This is a genomic window from Peptoniphilus rhinitidis 1-13 (genome assembly GCF_000246925.1).
Lineage (GTDB): Bacteria > Bacillota > Clostridia > Tissierellales > Peptoniphilaceae > Peptoniphilus_A > Peptoniphilus_A lacydonensis.
Genome location: NZ_BAEW01000003.1, coordinates 106253 through 121412 on the forward strand (window position 1 = coordinate 106253; position 15160 = coordinate 121412).

31 protein-coding genes are annotated in these 15160 nt (G+C 33.9%); 1 reads left to right on the forward strand and 30 read right to left on the reverse strand.

All coding sequences use genetic code 11. The features are described from left to right. Positions 1-58: 58 nt before the first annotated feature. The 30 genes from rplQ to rpsJ are packed head-to-tail and all read right to left on the reverse strand — an operon-like array spanning position 59 to position 13815. The gene (gene rplQ, locus RH95_RS03340) at positions 59-400 is read right to left on the reverse strand and encodes a 50S ribosomal protein L17 (protein ID WP_010244344.1); all 342 of its coding nucleotides are present in this window, start codon (positions 398-400) and stop codon (positions 59-61) included. A 10-nt stretch (positions 401-410) separates the two neighbouring features. Continuing rightward, positions 411-1358 (reverse strand): DNA-directed RNA polymerase subunit alpha, encoded by a 948-nt coding sequence (locus RH95_RS03345; protein ID WP_010244347.1) that lies wholly within the window; start codon positions 1356-1358, stop codon positions 411-413. Between the two features lie 26 nt (positions 1359-1384). Continuing rightward, positions 1385-1780 (reverse strand): 30S ribosomal protein S11, encoded by a 396-nt coding sequence (gene rpsK, locus RH95_RS03350; RefSeq protein WP_010244349.1) that lies wholly within the window; start codon positions 1778-1780, stop codon positions 1385-1387. Between the two features lie 12 nt (positions 1781-1792). Next, on the reverse strand, positions 1793-2155 hold the full coding sequence (gene rpsM, locus RH95_RS03355; RefSeq protein WP_010244351.1) for a 30S ribosomal protein S13: 363 nt from the start codon (positions 2153-2155) through the stop codon (positions 1793-1795). 11 nt (positions 2156-2166) lie between these two features. After that, positions 2167-2280 carry a 50S ribosomal protein L36 gene (rpmJ, locus tag RH95_RS03360; protein ID WP_010244353.1) on the reverse strand — a complete coding sequence of 38 codons (114 nt, stop codon included), beginning with the start codon at positions 2278-2280 and terminating at the stop codon, positions 2167-2169. Positions 2281-2303: 23 nt separating this feature from the next. Next, positions 2304-2522, reverse strand: coding sequence for a translation initiation factor IF-1 (infA, locus tag RH95_RS03365; RefSeq protein ID WP_010244355.1), 219 nt, complete (start codon positions 2520-2522; stop codon positions 2304-2306). A gap of 18 nt (positions 2523-2540) precedes the next feature. Next, the gene (locus RH95_RS03370; protein ID WP_010244358.1) at positions 2541-2795 is read right to left on the reverse strand and encodes a KOW domain-containing RNA-binding protein; all 255 of its coding nucleotides are present in this window, start codon (positions 2793-2795) and stop codon (positions 2541-2543) included. A 3-nt stretch (positions 2796-2798) separates the two neighbouring features. Further along, a complete protein-coding gene (locus tag RH95_RS03375) occupies positions 2799-3440 on the reverse strand; it encodes an adenylate kinase (RefSeq protein WP_010244361.1) in 642 nt (213 codons plus the stop codon). A 10-nt stretch (positions 3441-3450) separates the two neighbouring features. Continuing rightward, complete coding sequence (secY, locus tag RH95_RS03380; protein ID WP_010244363.1) at positions 3451-4731, reverse strand: preprotein translocase subunit SecY; 1281 nt, start codon at positions 4729-4731, stop codon at positions 3451-3453. Next, positions 4731-5180 carry a 50S ribosomal protein L15 gene (rplO, locus tag RH95_RS03385; RefSeq protein WP_010244366.1) on the reverse strand — a complete coding sequence of 150 codons (450 nt, stop codon included), beginning with the start codon at positions 5178-5180 and terminating at the stop codon, positions 4731-4733. Before rplO ends, secY begins: the two co-directional genes overlap by 1 nt. Positions 5181-5193: 13 nt before the next feature. Continuing rightward, complete coding sequence (gene rpmD, locus RH95_RS03390; RefSeq protein WP_010244369.1) at positions 5194-5370, reverse strand: 50S ribosomal protein L30; 177 nt, start codon at positions 5368-5370, stop codon at positions 5194-5196. 11 nt (positions 5371-5381) lie between these two features. Further along, positions 5382-5888 (reverse strand): 30S ribosomal protein S5, encoded by a 507-nt coding sequence (gene rpsE, locus RH95_RS03395; protein WP_010244371.1) that lies wholly within the window; start codon positions 5886-5888, stop codon positions 5382-5384. Between the two features lie 13 nt (positions 5889-5901). Continuing rightward, positions 5902-6264 carry a 50S ribosomal protein L18 gene (gene rplR, locus RH95_RS03400; RefSeq protein ID WP_010244374.1) on the reverse strand — a complete coding sequence of 121 codons (363 nt, stop codon included), beginning with the start codon at positions 6262-6264 and terminating at the stop codon, positions 5902-5904. Between the two features lie 15 nt (positions 6265-6279). Then, a complete protein-coding gene (gene rplF / locus RH95_RS03405) occupies positions 6280-6816 on the reverse strand; it encodes a 50S ribosomal protein L6 (RefSeq protein ID WP_010244377.1) in 537 nt (178 codons plus the stop codon). A 14-nt stretch (positions 6817-6830) separates the two neighbouring features. After that, the gene (gene rpsH, locus RH95_RS03410; protein WP_026038582.1) at positions 6831-7226 is read right to left on the reverse strand and encodes a 30S ribosomal protein S8; all 396 of its coding nucleotides are present in this window, start codon (positions 7224-7226) and stop codon (positions 6831-6833) included. 29 nt (positions 7227-7255) lie between these two features. After that, positions 7256-7441, reverse strand: a complete 186-nt coding sequence (locus RH95_RS03415; protein WP_010244383.1) for a type Z 30S ribosomal protein S14 — start codon at positions 7439-7441, stop codon at positions 7256-7258. An 11-nt stretch (positions 7442-7452) separates the two neighbouring features. Further along, the gene (rplE, locus tag RH95_RS03420) at positions 7453-7998 is read right to left on the reverse strand and encodes a 50S ribosomal protein L5 (protein ID WP_010244385.1); all 546 of its coding nucleotides are present in this window, start codon (positions 7996-7998) and stop codon (positions 7453-7455) included. 11 nt (positions 7999-8009) lie between these two features. Further along, entirely contained in the window at positions 8010-8318 is a 309-nt protein-coding gene (rplX, locus tag RH95_RS03425) for a 50S ribosomal protein L24 (RefSeq protein ID WP_010244387.1), read from the reverse strand. Between the two features lie 14 nt (positions 8319-8332). Continuing rightward, complete coding sequence (gene rplN / locus RH95_RS03430; RefSeq protein ID WP_010244391.1) at positions 8333-8701, reverse strand: 50S ribosomal protein L14; 369 nt, start codon at positions 8699-8701, stop codon at positions 8333-8335. A 23-nt stretch (positions 8702-8724) separates the two neighbouring features. After that, on the reverse strand, positions 8725-8979 hold the full coding sequence (rpsQ, locus tag RH95_RS03435) for a 30S ribosomal protein S17 (RefSeq protein WP_010244393.1): 255 nt from the start codon (positions 8977-8979) through the stop codon (positions 8725-8727). 4 nt (positions 8980-8983) lie between these two features. Next, on the reverse strand, positions 8984-9190 hold the full coding sequence (rpmC, locus tag RH95_RS03440) for a 50S ribosomal protein L29 (protein ID WP_005957439.1): 207 nt from the start codon (positions 9188-9190) through the stop codon (positions 8984-8986). Further along, complete coding sequence (gene rplP / locus RH95_RS03445) at positions 9180-9611, reverse strand: 50S ribosomal protein L16 (RefSeq protein WP_010244405.1); 432 nt, start codon at positions 9609-9611, stop codon at positions 9180-9182. The genes rpmC and rplP overlap by 11 nt, the downstream gene beginning before the upstream one ends. A gap of 17 nt (positions 9612-9628) precedes the next feature. After that, complete coding sequence (rpsC, locus tag RH95_RS03450) at positions 9629-10375, reverse strand: 30S ribosomal protein S3 (RefSeq protein WP_010244408.1); 747 nt, start codon at positions 10373-10375, stop codon at positions 9629-9631. An 11-nt stretch (positions 10376-10386) separates the two neighbouring features. Then, complete coding sequence (gene rplV, locus RH95_RS03455; RefSeq protein ID WP_010244411.1) at positions 10387-10722, reverse strand: 50S ribosomal protein L22; 336 nt, start codon at positions 10720-10722, stop codon at positions 10387-10389. An 11-nt stretch (positions 10723-10733) separates the two neighbouring features. After that, complete coding sequence (gene rpsS / locus RH95_RS03460) at positions 10734-11018, reverse strand: 30S ribosomal protein S19 (protein WP_010244414.1); 285 nt, start codon at positions 11016-11018, stop codon at positions 10734-10736. A gap of 12 nt (positions 11019-11030) precedes the next feature. Beyond that, positions 11031-11861, reverse strand: coding sequence for a 50S ribosomal protein L2 (gene rplB, locus RH95_RS03465; protein WP_010244417.1), 831 nt, complete (start codon positions 11859-11861; stop codon positions 11031-11033). A 17-nt stretch (positions 11862-11878) separates the two neighbouring features. Further along, entirely contained in the window at positions 11879-12166 is a 288-nt protein-coding gene (gene rplW, locus RH95_RS03470) for a 50S ribosomal protein L23 (protein WP_010244419.1), read from the reverse strand. Then, positions 12166-12789 carry a 50S ribosomal protein L4 gene (rplD, locus tag RH95_RS03475; RefSeq protein ID WP_010244422.1) on the reverse strand — a complete coding sequence of 208 codons (624 nt, stop codon included), beginning with the start codon at positions 12787-12789 and terminating at the stop codon, positions 12166-12168. Before rplD ends, rplW begins: the two co-directional genes overlap by 1 nt. Positions 12790-12806: 17 nt before the next feature. After that, complete coding sequence (gene rplC / locus RH95_RS03480; protein ID WP_010244425.1) at positions 12807-13439, reverse strand: 50S ribosomal protein L3; 633 nt, start codon at positions 13437-13439, stop codon at positions 12807-12809. Positions 13440-13497: 58 nt separating this feature from the next. Beyond that, the gene (gene rpsJ, locus RH95_RS03485) at positions 13498-13815 is read right to left on the reverse strand and encodes a 30S ribosomal protein S10 (protein ID WP_010244428.1); all 318 of its coding nucleotides are present in this window, start codon (positions 13813-13815) and stop codon (positions 13498-13500) included. 543 nt (positions 13816-14358) lie between these two features. Between rpsJ and RH95_RS03490 the strand changes: the two genes are divergently transcribed. Beyond that, positions 14359-15156, forward strand: coding sequence for an electron transfer flavoprotein subunit beta/FixA family protein (locus RH95_RS03490; protein WP_010244431.1), 798 nt, complete (start codon positions 14359-14361; stop codon positions 15154-15156). Positions 15157-15160: the final 4 nt, after the last annotated feature.

Below are 15160 nucleotides of genomic sequence, written 5' to 3' on the forward strand. Positions count from 1 at the left end.
TTATCACCAAATATATTATATTAAAACAATTAAAAAAAGGAAACCCCATTGGATTTCCTTATACTAATTCTATAATTGAAATTTCTGCACCGTCTCCACGTCTTGGACCAACTTTCAATACTCTAGTGTATCCACCATTTCTGTCAGCATATTTTTCTGCATATTCATCAAATACTTTTGTTACAACATCTTCTGAATAAATATATGCTAAAGCTTGTCTTCTTGCATGAAGATCGCCTCTTTTTCCAAGCGTAATCATTCGATCTGCAATTCTTTGAACTTCCTTTGCTCTAGTGTGAGTAGTTTGAATTCTACCTTCACGTAAAAGAGAAGTAACAAGGTTTCTAAGCATTGCACGTCTATGACTTGAATTACGGCCAAGTTTTCTATTTTTTGCCATAATACCCTCCTTATTCTTCTTCAGATTTGAGACTAAGTCCTAATTCTTCAAGCTTCTCAGTAACTTCTTGCAAAGATTTCCTTCCAAGATTTCTTACTTTCATCATTTCGCTCTCAGTCTTATTAGTTAGTTCCTCAACGCTATTTATTCCAGCTCTTTTTAAACAGTTAAACGATCTAACAGATAAATCTAATTCTTCAACTGTCATTTCAAGAACCTTTTCTTTTTGATCTTCTTCTTTTTCAACCATCAAATTTATTTCACTGACATGTTCTTTAAGACCAATGAAAAGTTCAAGATGCTCTGTCAAGATTTTTGCCGCAAGAGATGTAGCTTCATCTGCTTTCATTGAACCATCTGTTGTGACTTCAAGGATCAATCTATCATAATCAGTTCTTTGGCCAACTCTTGTATTTTCGACTTTCCAGTTTACTTTTTCAACAGGCGTAAAGTTAGAATCCATTGGAATAACACCAATTTCAGTTATTTCATCTTTTTTAAGCTCAGAAGGTTCATAACCTCTTCCTTTTTCAACCATCATCTCAAGATAAAAATCAGCATCGTCATTTAAAGTAGCTATATGTTGATCTGGATTAATAACCGTTACATGAGGTGCAAGCTCAATATCTGAAGCTTTAATTTCTCCCTTGCCTTTTTTTTCTATTGTTAGTTTTACTGGCTCATCTTCAGTCATCTTTAAAACTATAGATTTAATATTTAAAACTATTTCAGGTACATCTTCCAATACACCAGGAATTGTATCAAATTCATGTTCAACGCCACGTATATTTATAAAAGATACCGCTGCGCCAGGTAAAGAGGAAAGTAACACTCTTCTTAAGGAATTTCCAATAGTGATACCAAATCCTGCTTCTAGTGGTTCGACAACAAACTTGCCATATAAACCTGACTCATCTAATTCTTCAATACTAATTCTAGGTTTTTCAATTTCTATCATGGGTACCCTCCTTTTCGACAAATAGTTTAGACTCTTCTACGTTTTGGTGGTCTACATCCATTGTGAGGAATTGGAGTAACATCTTTAATCATAGTTACTTCAAGACCTGATGCTTGAAGAGATCTAATTGCAGCTTCTCTTCCTGAACCAGGACCCTTAACATATACGTCAACACTCTTAAGTCCATGTTCCTTAGCTTTTTCAGCCGCTTCTTGTGCTGCTTCTTGTGCTGCAAAAGGAGTTGACTTTCTTGAACCTCTAAATCCAAGTTGTCCAGCACTTGCCCAAGAAATAACATTTCCATTAACATCAGTAAGAGTAACCATAGTGTTATTAAATGTTGAAGCTATATGAGCTTCTCCTTTTTCAATATTTTTACGTACACGTCTTCTTGAACGTGTAGTTTTTTGTTTTTTAGCCATCAAAGTCCTCCCTTACTTACCTTTACTAACAAGTTTCTTAGGACCTTTTCTTGTCCTAGCATTTGTCTTAGTCTTTTGTCCTCTAACAGGAAGACCTGCTTTATGTCTTCTTCCACGATAGCAGTTGATTTCACGAAGTCTTTTAATATTCATTGCAACGTCACGACGCAAATCTCCTTCTACGTGATATTTATCTATTTCTTCTCTGATTTTAGCAAGTTCAGCTTCTGTCAAATCTTTAACACGAGTGTCGAAATCAACACCTGCAGCAGTTAAAATTGCTTGAGCTCTAGGTTTTCCTATACCGTAAATATAAGTGAGTCCAATTTCAACTCTCTTTTCTCTCGGTAAATCTACACCGGAAATTCTAGCCATAATTACCTCCCTTATCCCTGTCTTTGTTTATGTTTCGGATTTTCGCAAATTACCATTACTTTTCCGTTTCTCTTAATTATTTTGCACTTTTCGCACATCTTTTTTACAGATGGTCTTACCTTCATTTAAATGCCTCCTAACTTTAGGACTATTTTTTTCTCCAAGTTATTCTACCCCTTGTAAGATCATAAGGTGAAAGCTCAACTGTCACCTTATCACCAGGGAGAATTCTAATATAATTCATTCTCAATTTACCTGAAATATGAGCAAGTATGATATGTCCGTTTTCAAGTTCTACTTTGAACTGAGTATTGGGAAGAGCGTCCACAACAACGCCTTCGACTTCTATTACATCTTCTTTAGCCATATTATTAAGGATCCTCCTTTAGCTATAAGGTAATAGTTTCTTTCTAATATAACTGTCATTTAAATCTTTTATATCAAGATCAACAAAACTGTTATAAATATAAAGATGTTTTACCTTTTTTTTCTTTGGTCGATCTAGCTTTCTAAGTTTCCCATCAACTAGATAGAGAAAATTCTCATCTATAATCTCTGTGATTACAAATACTTTTCCCTCGTCTCTCCCTTTTTTGGATCTTACAACTTGTCCTCTCAAAAGACTAAATGTATTATCCATTATCTATTCTAAACCAGTCACTATATCTTCAAATACTTTGTCAATATCTTTTGCACCATCAATATCAATAAGAAGATTTTGTGCCCTGTAATAGTCAATAAGAGGTGCAGTTTGATCAAAGTAAACTGAAATTCTTGTCTTTACAGTTTCTTCAGTATCGTCATCTCTTTGAATAAGCTTAGTACCATCTTTATCACAAATTCCATCTTCTTTTGGAGGATTGAATTTTACATGATAAGTCATACCACAAGTTTTACATACACGTCTTCCAACAGCTCTTTCAATTAAAATCTCAGGATCAACTGAAATATTAATTACTTTAGTAAGCCTTTCATTATTCTTATCCAAAATTGAATCAAGACTTACTGCTTGAGCTACAGTCCTTGGAAAACCATCTAGCAAAAATCCATCTTTTGCATCATCCTTGTCAAGTCTATCTTCAACAAGTGCAATTACTAGTTCGTCTGGAACTAAAAGACCTTTGTCCATATATGACTTTGCTTTTTTTCCAAGTTCTGTATTATTTTTAATATTTTCTCTAAAGATATCTCCAGTTGAAATATGTGGAATATTGTATTTATCTACAATATATTCAGCTTGTGTGCCTTTGCCTGCTCCTGGAGGTCCCAATATAACTAATTTCATATAATGCCCCCTATTTATTCTTTAAGAAACCACGATAATTTCTCATAATCAATTGTTGTTCTAATATCCTATGAATTTCAAGCACAACACCAACTACGATAATGATTGAAGTTCCACCATAGTTAAATGGAAGTTTTGAAACCATTGTTAAAATTGTTGGAAGAATTGCAAGTATAGAAAGTGCAATTGCACCCGGCATAACTAATCTATTTAAAGTTCTTCCAAGATAATCACTTGTTGGTTTTCCTGCTCTAATGCCACTAATAAATCCGCCATTAGCTTGTAAATTTTTAGAATACTCAACAGTATTAAATTGAATTGTCGTATAGAAGAAAGTAAAGAATACAATCAAAATTACTGTGAAAATTATATAAATCACAGCTCCAGGTCCTCCTGCAGGAGTTAACCATTTTTGAATCCAATTTCTTGTTGATTCACTTGTAAACATTGCAATAGTAGCTGGAATTGCAAGAAGTGAATTGGCAAAGATAATTGGCATTACACCAGTCATCAAAACTTTAATAGGAATATGAGTAGATTGTCCACCATACATTTTTCTTCCTACAACTCTTTTTGCATATTGAACAGGAATTCTTCTTTCACCTTCAGTAAGTGTAACAACAAATACAACAATTGCAATTGAAATTATTACGAATAGCACTAAGAAAACAGGACTTGCTTGACCAGCTTTAACAAGTGCTATGGACTTAGCAATATCAATTGGAAATCTTGAAACAATACCTGCAAAAATTAATATTGAAATACCATTTCCAATTCCATGTTCAGTAATTTGTTCTCCTATCCAAACTAAAATTGCTGTACCTGCAACTATTGAGATAATAACAGTTATATATTCAATAGTAGTTGTAGCATTAATGGCAGTTCTAAAAAATCCAAAAGTATATCCAATAGCTTGTACAAGAGCTATTGCGATTGATAAATATCTAGTATATTTTGCAATTGCTTTTCTTCCAGTTTCTCCTTCTTTAGCCAAAGATTCAAGAGATGGAATTGCAATTGTCAAAAGTTGAAGAATAATTGATGCTGTTACATAGGGATATATGTTTGCAGCAAAAATTGTAAATCGTCTAAAGTTTCCTCCTGCCATTAAGTCAAGGAAGGAAAAGATTGATCCATCAGCCCCGCTCATAAGTTGTGAAATAACTTGTGAATTCATATATGGAACTGGAATATGAGATCCAAGTCTATAAATTAGAAGCATAAATAAAGTGAAAAGCATCTTCTTTCGAAGTGACTCTACTTTCCATGCTTCCTTAAAAGTGGATAACATTAGATCACCTCGGCCTTTCCTCCGCAAGCCTCAATTTTTTCTTTAGCAGATTTTGAGAAATGCTGAGCTCTAACAGTTAATTTAACATTTAATTCACCATCTCCCAAAATTCTAATTCCGTCTTTAGCTTTTGCAGCTTTTACATAATTATTTTCTATTAAGAATTCAGGAGTGATTTCAGTTCCTTCTTCAAATACATTAAGATCTGCTACATTTAATACTGCATATTCTTTCTTAAAGTTATTTGTAAATCCTCTTTTTGGAAGACGTCTAAATAGTGGCATTTGTCCACCTTCAAAACCAGGTCTAACTCCTCCGCCACTTCTTGCATTTTGTCCTTTGTGACCTCTGCCAGAAGTTTTGCCAGTACCGGAACCAATTCCACGACCTACTCTTTTTCTAGCTTTAACTCCGCCGCCTTCATTTGGTCTTAAGTCATGTAACTTCATTAGGTACACCTCCTTATTCTTCTACTTCGATCATATAATCGACTTGTTTTAACATACCTCTAATTTGAGGTGTATCATTTTTTTCAACAACTTGGTTAATCTTTTTAAGGCCAAGAGCCTTTATTGTCTTTCTGTGTTTAGGTATTTTGCCGATAGGACTTTTTACAAGTTTAATTTTTATTGTACTCATCTAATTTCCTCCTATCCTAAAATTTCATCCACTGATTTATTTCTAAGTTTTGCAACTGATTCAACTGTTTTTAATTGTTTTAAACCTTCCATAGTTGCATTAACAATATTTCTCGGATTGTTAGTTCCAATATTTTTTGTACGAATATCAGTTATACCTGCAAGCTCACAAACAGCACGAACTGCTCCACCTGCAATAACCCCTGTACCTTCTCTTGCTGGTTTTAAGAAAACTCTACCTGCACCATAAATTCCAGTTACTTGATGAGGAATAGAAGTGTTTAATAGGTTTACTTTTATAATATGCTTTCTAGCATCTTGTGTTGCTTTTCTTATTGCTTCAGGAACTTCTAGAGCTTTACCTGTACCTACACCAACATGTCCATTTCTGTCGCCAACAACAACTAGAGCAGAGAATCTAAAATTTCTACCACCCTTAACTACTTTAGCAACTCTATTTATAGATACAACTCTTTCTTCAAGATCAAGTTCTGCCGCATTTATTAATGAACGCTCCATTACTTCCTCCTTCTTAGAATTTTAGACCGGCTTCTCTAGCTGCTTCTGCAAGTGCTTTGACTTTTCCATGGTACACATAACCACTTCTGTCAAAAACAACTTCTTTGATGCCTTTTTCTTTTGCTTTATTAGCAATAGACTCTCCAACAGCTTTTGCCGCATCAATATTTCCAGTATTTTCTAAATTTAATGACTTATCAAGAGTTGACGCACTTGTTAAAGTATTGCCTGCTTCATCATCAATAATTTGAGCATAGATATGTTGTGATGATCTGTAAACTGAAAGTCTAGGTTTTATAGAATTACCGGAGATATTATTTCTATGTCTAGCGTGTCTTTTTTTTCTGTTTTCATTTTTATTAATCTTTTTTAACACTTAAATTCTCCTCTCTTACTTACCTGTCTTACCAACTTTACGTCTTACATATTCGTCAGTATATCTAATTCCTTTACCTTTATAAGGTTCAGGTTCTCTAAAGCTTCTGATGTAAGCTGCATAAGCTCCAACCTTTTGCTTATCATTTCCCTTTACAATAATGGAATTAGCTGAAGGAACTTCAACTTCAATTCCTTCTGGATCTTCAAGTTCAAGAGGATGTGAAAATCCTAAATTAAGAGAAAGAACCTTTCCCTTTTTAGCTGCTCTATATCCAGTACCGATTATTTCAAGTGATTTTGAATAACCTTCTGTAACGCCAATTATCATATTATAAATTAGAGTTCTAGTTAAACCGTGAAGTGCCTTTATTCTTTTTATTTCATTTGGTCTTTCTACAGTGAGAACTCCGTCATTTAATTCTATTTTTAAATCTTTATCAAAAGATTGTGTTAGTTCACCCTTTGGTCCCTTAACAGTAACTGTTTGACCATCAACTTTAATGTCAACGCCCTTTGGGATTTCAATAGGTTTTTTACCAATTCTTGACATTTTTCACCTCCAAATTACCAAACGTAGCAGATTACCTCTCCGCCAACTTTTTCTTTTCTTGCCATTTTATCTGTAATTATTCCCTTAGATGTAGAGATAATTGCTATTCCAAGTCCTCCAAGAACTTTTGGAACATCTTCGCACTTAACATAAACTCTAAGTCCCGGTTTAGATATTCTCTTAAGTCCAGAGATAACTTTCTCTCCGTCTTCTGAATATTTAAGATCAACTTTGATAATACCTTGTTTATCATCTTCAACAACATCAAATCCATTAATGTAACCTTCATCTAATAAAATTTGAGCTATTTCTTTCTTGATGTTTGAGCAAGGAATATCAACAGATTTATGTCTTGCATTATTTGCATTTCTAATTCTTGATAGCATATCTGCAATTGGGTCTGTCATCATATCAGTTTGCCTCCTTTCATCTAAGGCTTTTACCAGCTAGCTTTTCTTACACCAGGAATTTCTCCCTTGTAAGCAAGTTCTCTAAAGCATATTCTACATATTCCATATTTTTGTAAAACACCATGTGGTCTTCCACATATTTTACATCTTGTATATTCACGAGAAGAATACTTCTGTTTTCTCTTTTGTTTTGCAATCATTGATTTTTTAGCCACAATGTACCTCCTTAAGCCTTTGCAAAAGGCATTCCCATCTTTTCGAGGAATACTTTAGCTTCTTCATCAGTTTTGGCAGTAGTTACTATATTGATGTCCATTCCTCTAATAGCATCGACTTTATCGTATTCTATTTCAGGGAAAATAAGTTGTTCTTTGATACCAAGTGCATAATTTCCTCTACCATCAAATGCAGTAGGTTTAACACCTCTAAAGTCTCTTACTCTTGGAAGAGCAACATTCATTAATTTATCTAAGAATTCATACATTCTTTGTCCTCTTAAAGTAACCTTTACACCAACATTTTGACCTTCACGAAGTTTGAAATTTGCAATTGATTTTCTAGCTTTAGTTACAACTGCTTTTTGTCCAGCAATAGTTGTAAGTTCTTCAACTGCTGATTCAAGTGCCTTATGATTATCTTTAGCTTCGCCAAGACCAATGTTAATAGTAATCTTTTCAAGCTTTGGTACTTCCATAACATTATTATAATTGAAATGTTCCATTAGGTGGCCCACAACTTCTGTTTTATATTTCTCTTGTAATCTTGAAGTCATTACCTTACCCCCTACTTAATTGTCTTATTGCTAGATTTTACAAATCTAACTTTTTTTCCGTCTTCAAATCTATATCCAATTCTTGAAGCTTTTCCAGCTGAACTATCAAAATACATTACATTTGATACATGAATTGGTGCTTCCATTTTTTCTATTCCACCTGGATTTTGTGGTCCTCTTGGTTTTACATGTTTAGTAACAACATTTACCTTTTCAACAACAACTAAATCTTTCTTAGGAATTGTTCTTAGGACTTTACCAGTTTTGCCTTTATCTTTTCCGGCTATAACTTTTACGATGTCATCTTTTTTAATTTTCATATTACACCTCCAAATTATAGTACTTCCGGAGCTAGAGAAATAATTTTCATAAAGTTTCCAGCTCTAAGTTCTCTAGTTACAGGTCCAAAAATACGAGTGCCAACAGGGCTTCTATCATCTTTAATTACAACAGCAGCATTGTCGTCAAATCTTATATAAGATCCATCTTTTCTGCTGATACCCTTGTTTGTTCTAACTATAACTGCCTTTACAACAGCGCCTTTTTTGACAACGCCACCGGGTGTTGCATGTTTTACGGAACACACTACAATATCCCCGATATTAGCTGTTTTTCTATTAGTTCCACCAAGGACTTTAACTACAGATAGTTCTCTTGCACCTGAATTGTCAGCAACACGCAATCTTGTTTCTTGTTGAATCATGTTTTTCTCCTTTCAAGTTAAAATTATTGAGCTTTTTCAATAATTTCTACAAGTCTCCATCTTTTATCTTTGCTTAGTGGTCTAGTTTCCATAAGTCTTACGCGATCACCTATACCACATTCGTTGTTTTCATCATGAGCCTTGAATTTAGTAGTCTTCTTAAATCTCTTTTTATAAACTGGATGAGTTTTTAAAGTCTCAGTTTGAACAACAATAGTTTTATCCATTTTATCGCTTACTACAATACCAGTTAAAGTCTTTCTTGAATTTCTTTCCATGAGATTAAGCCTCCTTTCCAACTTCAAGTTCACGTTCTCTAATGATCGTTTTTACTCTCGCTATATCTCTTTTAACATTTTTAATGCTTGATGGATTGTCAAGTTGGCCAGTTGCCAATCTGAATCTCAAATTAAAAAGTTCATTTTTAAGTTCATTAACTTTATTATTTAAATCTTCGCTAGACATTTTGCGAATTTCATTAGCCTTCATTTGAGTCACCATCCTTATCTTTCATTACGAATTTTGTTCTAACAGGAAGTTTCATAGACGCAAGTCTCATAGCCTCTCTTGCCACTTCTTCTGAAACACCGCCCATTTCAAATAAAACTCTTCCTGGTTTTACAACTGCAACCCAATATTCTGGAGCACCTTTACCTGAACCCATACGAGTTTCAGCAGGTTTTTCAGTAACAGGTTTGTCAGGGAAAATCTTAATCCAGATATTTCCACCTCTACGAATATATCTTGTCATTGCACGACGTGCTGCTTCTATTTGATTTGAAGTTATCCAACAAGGTTCTAAAGCTTTTATGCCATATTCTCCATATGCAAGCTCATTACCACGCATAGCCTTGCCCTTCATTCTGCCTCTGTGAACTTTACGATACTTTACTCTCTTAGGCATCAACATGACTATTCCTCCCTTCTTTAAGACTCTTTATTCTTATTGTCTTTTCTATTATTTCTATTGAAATTATTATTTCTGTTATCGCGTCTTTTACGGTTTCTATTATCTCTAGGTTTTCTTCTAAAATCTTCTTTTAATTCCGGAAGAACTTCACCTTTATAAAGCCATACTTTTACACCTATTTTACCATAAGTAGTATCAGCTTCTGCAAAACCATAATCTATATCAGCTCTTAATGTTTGAAGAGGAATAGTTCCTTCAGAGTAGCCTTCTGTTCTAGCCATATCAGCCCCACCAAGACGTCCTGACACAGAAGTCTTAATACCAAGAGCTCCTTGACGCATTGTTCTTTGAATAGCTTGTTTCATTGCACGTCTAAAAGCAACTCTTCTTTCAAGAGCTTCTGCTATACCTTCAGCAACAATTTGTGCATCTAAGTCTTGATTTTTAATTTCTTCAACATTTATAACAACAGATTTTCCTGTAAGTTTTTCAATTTCATTTCTAAGTTCTTCAACGCCAGCACCGCCACGTCCAATTACCATACCTGGTTTAGCTGTGTATAGTGAAATCTTAACTCTATTAGCAGCTCTTTCAATTTCAATTTTAGAAATTCCTGCAGCATAAAGTTTCTTCTTAACATATTTTCTAATATTGTTGTCTTCAACTAAAAGATCGGAAAAGTTCTTTTTATCTGCATACCATTTTGAATCCCAATCTTTGATTACTCCAACACGAAGTCCATGTGGGTTTACTTTTTGACCCATTCTCTACCTCCTCACTCTCTTTCTGCTACTACAACGCCAATGTGACTTGATCTTTTAAGGATTGGATAAGCCATACCTTTAGCCTTAGGATGAAATCTTTTCATTGTAGGTCCATCATTAGCGTATGCCTTTTTCACATAAAGATCATCTCTGTCCAAATTAAGGTTGTTTTCAGCATTTGCTACTGCTGAGTTTAATACCTTATAGAGTTCATGAGCTCCTCTCTTGTTAGTAAACTTTAAAATAGAGAGGGCCTCATCAACGCTTTTACCGCGTATTTCTGCGCAAATATAATTCACCTTAAGAGGTGAAATTCTTACATATTTTGCAATTGCTTGTGCTTGCATTATAACCCTCCTTATTTAAGTGTTGTGCTCTTTTCGCTCTTAGCACCGTGGCCTCTATATGTTCTTGTTGGAACAAATTCACCTAATTTATGTCCTACCATGTCTTCAGTTATATATACTGGCACATGTTTTCTGCCGTCATGAACAGCAATTGTATGTGAAACAAATTCAGGGAAAATAGTTGAGCGACGAGACCAAGTTTTTATTACTTTCTTTTCGTTCTTTTCGTTTAACTCGTCAACCTTCTTTAGAAGGTGTTCATCAGCAAATGGTCCTTTTTTTATTGATCTACTCATTATACCCTCCGATTACTTAGTTCTTCTTCTTACTATATACATATCAGATTTTTTAGATTTCTTTCTAGTCTTAAGTCCTAGAGCTTTCTTGCCCCAAGGAGTCATTGGTGAAGGTCTACCTACTGGAGTTCTACCTTCCCCACCACCATGAGGGTGATCAACAGGGTTCATTGCAGATCCTCTAACATGAGGTCTATTTCCAAGATATCTGCTCTTACCTGCCTTACCTAAAGTGATAAGTTCGTGAGAAATATTTCCAACTTGTCCAATAGTTGCTTTGCATCTTTGATTGATTAATCTAAATTCACCTGAAGGAAGTCTAAGTTGAGCATACTTTCCTTCTTTAGCCATAAGCTGTGCTGATGATCCAGCAGATCTTGCAATTTGTCCTCCACGTCCTGGAGTCATTTCAACATTGTGAACAGTAGTACCTACAGGAATGTCTGCAAGCATTAAAGCATTTCCAACTTTTATATCTGCATCAGAACCAGATTCAACTACATCTCCTACTTTTAACCCATTTGGTTGAATAATGTATCTTTTTTCACCATCTGCATAGGATAAAAGTGCAATGTAAGCAGTTCTAAATGGATCATACTCAATAGCTGTAACTTTTGCTGGAATATTGTCTTTATCTCTCTTTAAATCTATAATTCTATATTTTCTTTTAACTCCGCCGCCTCTATGTCTACTAGTAATTCTACCTTGTGAGTTTCTACCGGCAGTTTTGCTCATGCTAACTAAAAGAGATTTTTCAGGTGATTTTTTAGTAATCTCTTCGAAAGTAGCAACAGTCATCTTTCTACGGGCAGGAGTTGTAGGTTTAAATCCTTTTATCGCCATTTTAATACCTCCTACTATCAGATAGAATCAAAAAATTCTATCGGTTCTGAGTCATCAGTAAGCTTTACTATTGCCTTTTTCCATGAAGGGCGTCTTCCTTGATGAACTCCTTGTCTTTTTAATTTACCACGCATATTCATAGTATATACTTTTTCAACCTTAACGCCGAAGACTTCTTCAACAGCTTTTCTGATTTCAGGTTTTGTGGCATCTTTTTCAACTACAAAAGAGTATTTATTGTCTGCCATCATATCCATACTTTGTTCAGTAATTAAAGGTCTTTTGATAATGTCATATCTATTCATCAGTTAAAAACCTCCTCAACTACATCAAGTGCAGATTTGCTGATAACTAGATTATCATATTTTAATAAATCATATACATTTATATCAGTAGCTCTTGATGTCTTTACGCCAGCGATGTTTCTCGCTGCCCTTTGCACATCCCTTTCATCATCATTTAAAACTACAAGAGTCTTTCCTTGTGCATTAATATCTTTTAAAATATTTGCAAAAATCTTTGTCTTAGCTTCTTCCATTTCAAATTTGTCAACAAGAATCATTTCACCATCTTGGAATTTGCTTGTAAGAACTGACTTAAGAGCAACTCTTCTAGTTTTCTTTGGAGTTGTATAAGAATAATCTCTTGGTTTTTTAGCAAAAACAACTCCACCACCTCTCCATTGAGGTGATCTAATAGAACCTTGTCTTGCACGACCAGTTCCCTTTTGTCTCCAAGGTTTTCTTCCGCCTCCACGAACTTCAGCACGTGTCTTCGCAGAGTGAGTGCCTTGTCTTTGGTTTGCCAAAATATTTTTAACAACTAAATAAACAGCATGAGTGCTTACAGGAGCATCAAATAGCCCTTCACTTAGTTCGACTTCTTCAACAGGATTTCCCTTAATGTCAATCATTTGAATTTTAGGCATTTCTTTACCTCCCTATCTTATTTAGTTAGTTTTACAGTGCTTTTAATTCTAACAGTTCCCTTCTTAGGTCCTGGAATTGCACCCTTTACTAAAATTAAATTTTTATCTGTATCTATTCTAACAATTTCAAGGTTTTGAACTGTAACTCTTTCATTACCCATTTTCCCAGCCATTCTATGGTTTTTGAATACTTTTCCTGGATAAGAAGCAGCACCCATACCACCTGGCATTCTGTGGAATTTAGAACCGTGAGTTTCTCTACCACGTCCAAAATTATGACGTTTAATAACCCCAGCAGTTCCTTTACCCTTTGAAGTTCCTACAACATCAACATGTTCTGCAACTTCAAAGATATCTACCTTTATTTCATCTCCAAGATTATAAGAATCAACATCATTAGTTCTAAATTCTGAAAGATGTTTTTTATAACCTACTCCTGCTTTATCAAGATGTCCCTTTTGTGGTTTGTTAAGTTTCTTTTCTTTAACTTCTTGTGTTGCAACTTGGATGGCATTATATCCATCACTTTCAATAGTTTTCTTTTGCACAACAACATTTGGTTCTACTTCAATAACTGAGACAGGAGTGACAGTACCCTCTTCATCAAAAATTTGGGTCATGCCAATTTTTTTACCTACTAAATATTTCATGTTGCACCTCCTAATATTTACAGCGGACTTTTAAATAAAAGTCATATAAAGCAAAGTTTTAAAGTTTAATTTCTATATCCACACCAGCTGGTAGATTTAATTTCATAAGTGAATCTACAGTTTTTTGTGTAGGATTTAAAATATCAATTAGTCTTTTGTGAGTTCTTTGCTCAAATTGTTCTCTTGAATCCTTGTATTTGTGTACAGCTCTTATAATTGTAATAATTTCCTTTTCTGTTGGAAGAGGAATTGGACCAGAAACTTCTGCACCGCTCTTCTTAGCAGCTTCTACAATTCTTAGTGCTGAATTATCAAGTAATTCATGATCGTAAGCTTTAAGTTTAATTCTAATTTTTTGTTTGCCTTTGTTAGACATATTTACCTCCTATTCGCTAAAGCCTTACTTGCGAATGGGGCTATCGATAAACGGAGCCTAGTGTATCAAAAGACCCGTCTGAAAAAAATAACCCTCGCCCAAGTCCAGCTTGAACTTCTCTATCATAATTACCTTGAAACCTCTTTTTTTCAACAAAATTTCAAGCAACTTATGACTTCATCGCAACATTCTTTTTTAAACGCTTAAGCATTATACAATAAAAAACATCAATTGTAAAGACAATCTAGCCAATTTTTTTATGATTTTTTACTTTTCAATAAAATTTTTGCTTAATTAATTTTTTGTTTAATTTTTTCTCATCTTATTTAAAAATAAAATTTCTAATTTTCTTAGATACTTTTATTAATACATATTATTACAGTTTGTTAAATTATATATGTAACAACTTAGAAAAATATCTCTTACAAACAAATTAAAAGGTTTAAAATTAATTTTTTGATTTCCTTTTAACTTTTTTAAATACTTTATTTTTTTTAGGGTATGATAAATATATAAGTATAATTAATTTTTTAAGGAGGAAGTATGAAAATTTTAGTTTGCATTAAAACTATTCCAGATACTAGCAATGCAAAAATAGATCCAAAAACTAACAACCTTATTCGTGAAGGTATTAAAACAATTATAAATCCGTCTGATTTATGTGGTCTTAAATTTGCGTTAAATATCAAAAAACAAGTTGAAGAAGACGTTGAAATTTCTGTTTTAACTATGGGACCACCTAGTGCAGAAACTTTTTTACGTGATTGTATCCAAATGGGTGCTGATGAAGCATATCTTTTAGAAGGTATTGAATTTAAAGGTTCTGATACTTTGGCAACATCCTATGCTCTTGCTGAGGCTGCAAAAAGCATAGCTGACTTTGATATTGTTTTTACAGGTGATCAAACAATGGATGGCGACACTGGACAAGTTGGCCCACAAATTGCTGAAAATTTAAAAATGAATCAAGTTACTTATGTTTCCGATATTAAATATGCAGATGGCGAATATGAAGTTAAAAGAAATTACGGCACTGGAGTTGAAACTGTTAGATTAAATACTCCATTTTTAGTTACTTCTTTAAAGGATTCTGTAAATAAGCCTTCTAAGTTTGCTCTTGGACGCGAAGAAATTGCTAAAGAAAAGGAAATCCACGACTTGACTTGTAAAAGTCTTGGCCTAGATTTGGATAAGGTTGGACAAAAAGGTTCTAAAACAATTGTTAAAAATGTTGAGGCTCCTCATTCAATGGAAAAGGGTATAGAGATTAATGAAGGCTCTGCTGAAAAAAATGTTGAAAAGATAATTGAAATTCTTAAAGAAAATAAAGCATTAGTGTAGGTGA

Bases quoted from the DNA above. Each gene is read 5' to 3' on its own strand.
- rplQ (WP_010244344.1), bottom strand. From the start codon at position 400: ATGGCAAAAAATAGAAAACTTGGCCGTAATTCAAGTCATAGACGTGCA.
- RH95_RS03345 (WP_010244347.1), bottom strand. From the start codon at position 1,358: ATGATAGAAATTGAAAAACCTAGAATTAGTATTGAAGAATTAGATGAG.
- rpsK (WP_010244349.1), bottom strand. From the start codon at position 1,780: ATGGCTAAAAAACAAAAAACTACACGTTCAAGAAGACGTGTACGTAAA.
- rpsM (WP_010244351.1), bottom strand. From the start codon at position 2,155: ATGGCTAGAATTTCCGGTGTAGATTTACCGAGAGAAAAGAGAGTTGAA.
- rpmJ (WP_010244353.1), bottom strand. From the start codon at position 2,280: ATGAAGGTAAGACCATCTGTAAAAAAGATGTGCGAAAAGTGCAAAATA.
- infA (WP_010244355.1), bottom strand. From the start codon at position 2,522: ATGGCTAAAGAAGATGTAATAGAAGTCGAAGGCGTTGTTGTGGACGCT.
- RH95_RS03370 (WP_010244358.1), bottom strand. From the start codon at position 2,795: ATGGATAATACATTTAGTCTTTTGAGAGGACAAGTTGTAAGATCCAAA.
- RH95_RS03375 (WP_010244361.1), bottom strand. From the start codon at position 3,440: ATGAAATTAGTTATATTGGGACCTCCAGGAGCAGGCAAAGGCACACAA.
- secY (WP_010244363.1), bottom strand. From the start codon at position 4,731: ATGTTATCCACTTTTAAGGAAGCATGGAAAGTAGAGTCACTTCGAAAG.
- rplO (WP_010244366.1), bottom strand. From the start codon at position 5,180: ATGAAGTTACATGACTTAAGACCAAATGAAGGCGGCGGAGTTAAAGCT.
- rpmD (WP_010244369.1), bottom strand. From the start codon at position 5,370: ATGAGTACAATAAAAATTAAACTTGTAAAAAGTCCTATCGGCAAAATA.
- rpsE (WP_010244371.1), bottom strand. From the start codon at position 5,888: ATGGAGCGTTCATTAATAAATGCGGCAGAACTTGATCTTGAAGAAAGA.
- rplF (WP_010244377.1), bottom strand. From the start codon at position 6,816: ATGTCAAGAATTGGTAAAAAACCTATTGAAATCCCAAAGGGCGTTGAC.
- rpsH (WP_026038582.1), bottom strand. From the start codon at position 7,226: ATGATGACAGACCCAATTGCAGATATGCTATCAAGAATTAGAAATGCA.
- rplE (WP_010244385.1), bottom strand. From the start codon at position 7,998: ATGACTTCAAGATTACAAGAGAAATATAAAACAGAAGTTGTGGGCCAC.
- rplX (WP_010244387.1), bottom strand. From the start codon at position 8,318: ATGAAAATTAAAAAAGATGACATCGTAAAAGTTATAGCCGGAAAAGAT.
- rplN (WP_010244391.1), bottom strand. From the start codon at position 8,701: ATGATTCAACAAGAAACAAGATTGCGTGTTGCTGACAATTCAGGTGCA.
- rpsQ (WP_010244393.1), bottom strand. From the start codon at position 8,979: ATGGAAAGAAATTCAAGAAAGACTTTAACTGGTATTGTAGTAAGCGAT.
- rpmC (WP_005957439.1), bottom strand. From the start codon at position 9,190: ATGAAGGCTAATGAAATTCGCAAAATGTCTAGCGAAGATTTAAATAAT.
- rplP (WP_010244405.1), bottom strand. From the start codon at position 9,611: ATGTTGATGCCTAAGAGAGTAAAGTATCGTAAAGTTCACAGAGGCAGA.
- rpsC (WP_010244408.1), bottom strand. From the start codon at position 10,375: ATGGGTCAAAAAGTAAACCCACATGGACTTCGTGTTGGAGTAATCAAA.
- rplV (WP_010244411.1), bottom strand. From the start codon at position 10,722: ATGCAAGCACAAGCAATTGCAAAATATGTAAGAATTTCACCTCTTAAG.
- rpsS (WP_010244414.1), bottom strand. From the start codon at position 11,018: ATGAGTAGATCAATAAAAAAAGGACCATTTGCTGATGAACACCTTCTA.
- rplB (WP_010244417.1), bottom strand. From the start codon at position 11,861: ATGGCGATAAAAGGATTTAAACCTACAACTCCTGCCCGTAGAAAGATG.
- rplW (WP_010244419.1), bottom strand. From the start codon at position 12,166: ATGAATAGATATGACATTATCAAAAGACCTTTAATTACTGAACAAAGT.
- rplD (WP_010244422.1), bottom strand. From the start codon at position 12,789: ATGCCTAAAATTCAAATGATTGACATTAAGGGAAATCCTGTTGAAGAA.
- rplC (WP_010244425.1), bottom strand. From the start codon at position 13,439: ATGAAATATTTAGTAGGTAAAAAAATTGGCATGACCCAAATTTTTGAT.
- rpsJ (WP_010244428.1), bottom strand. From the start codon at position 13,815: ATGTCTAACAAAGGCAAACAAAAAATTAGAATTAAACTTAAAGCTTAC.
- RH95_RS03490 (WP_010244431.1), top strand. From the start codon at position 14,359: ATGAAAATTTTAGTTTGCATTAAAACTATTCCAGATACTAGCAATGCA.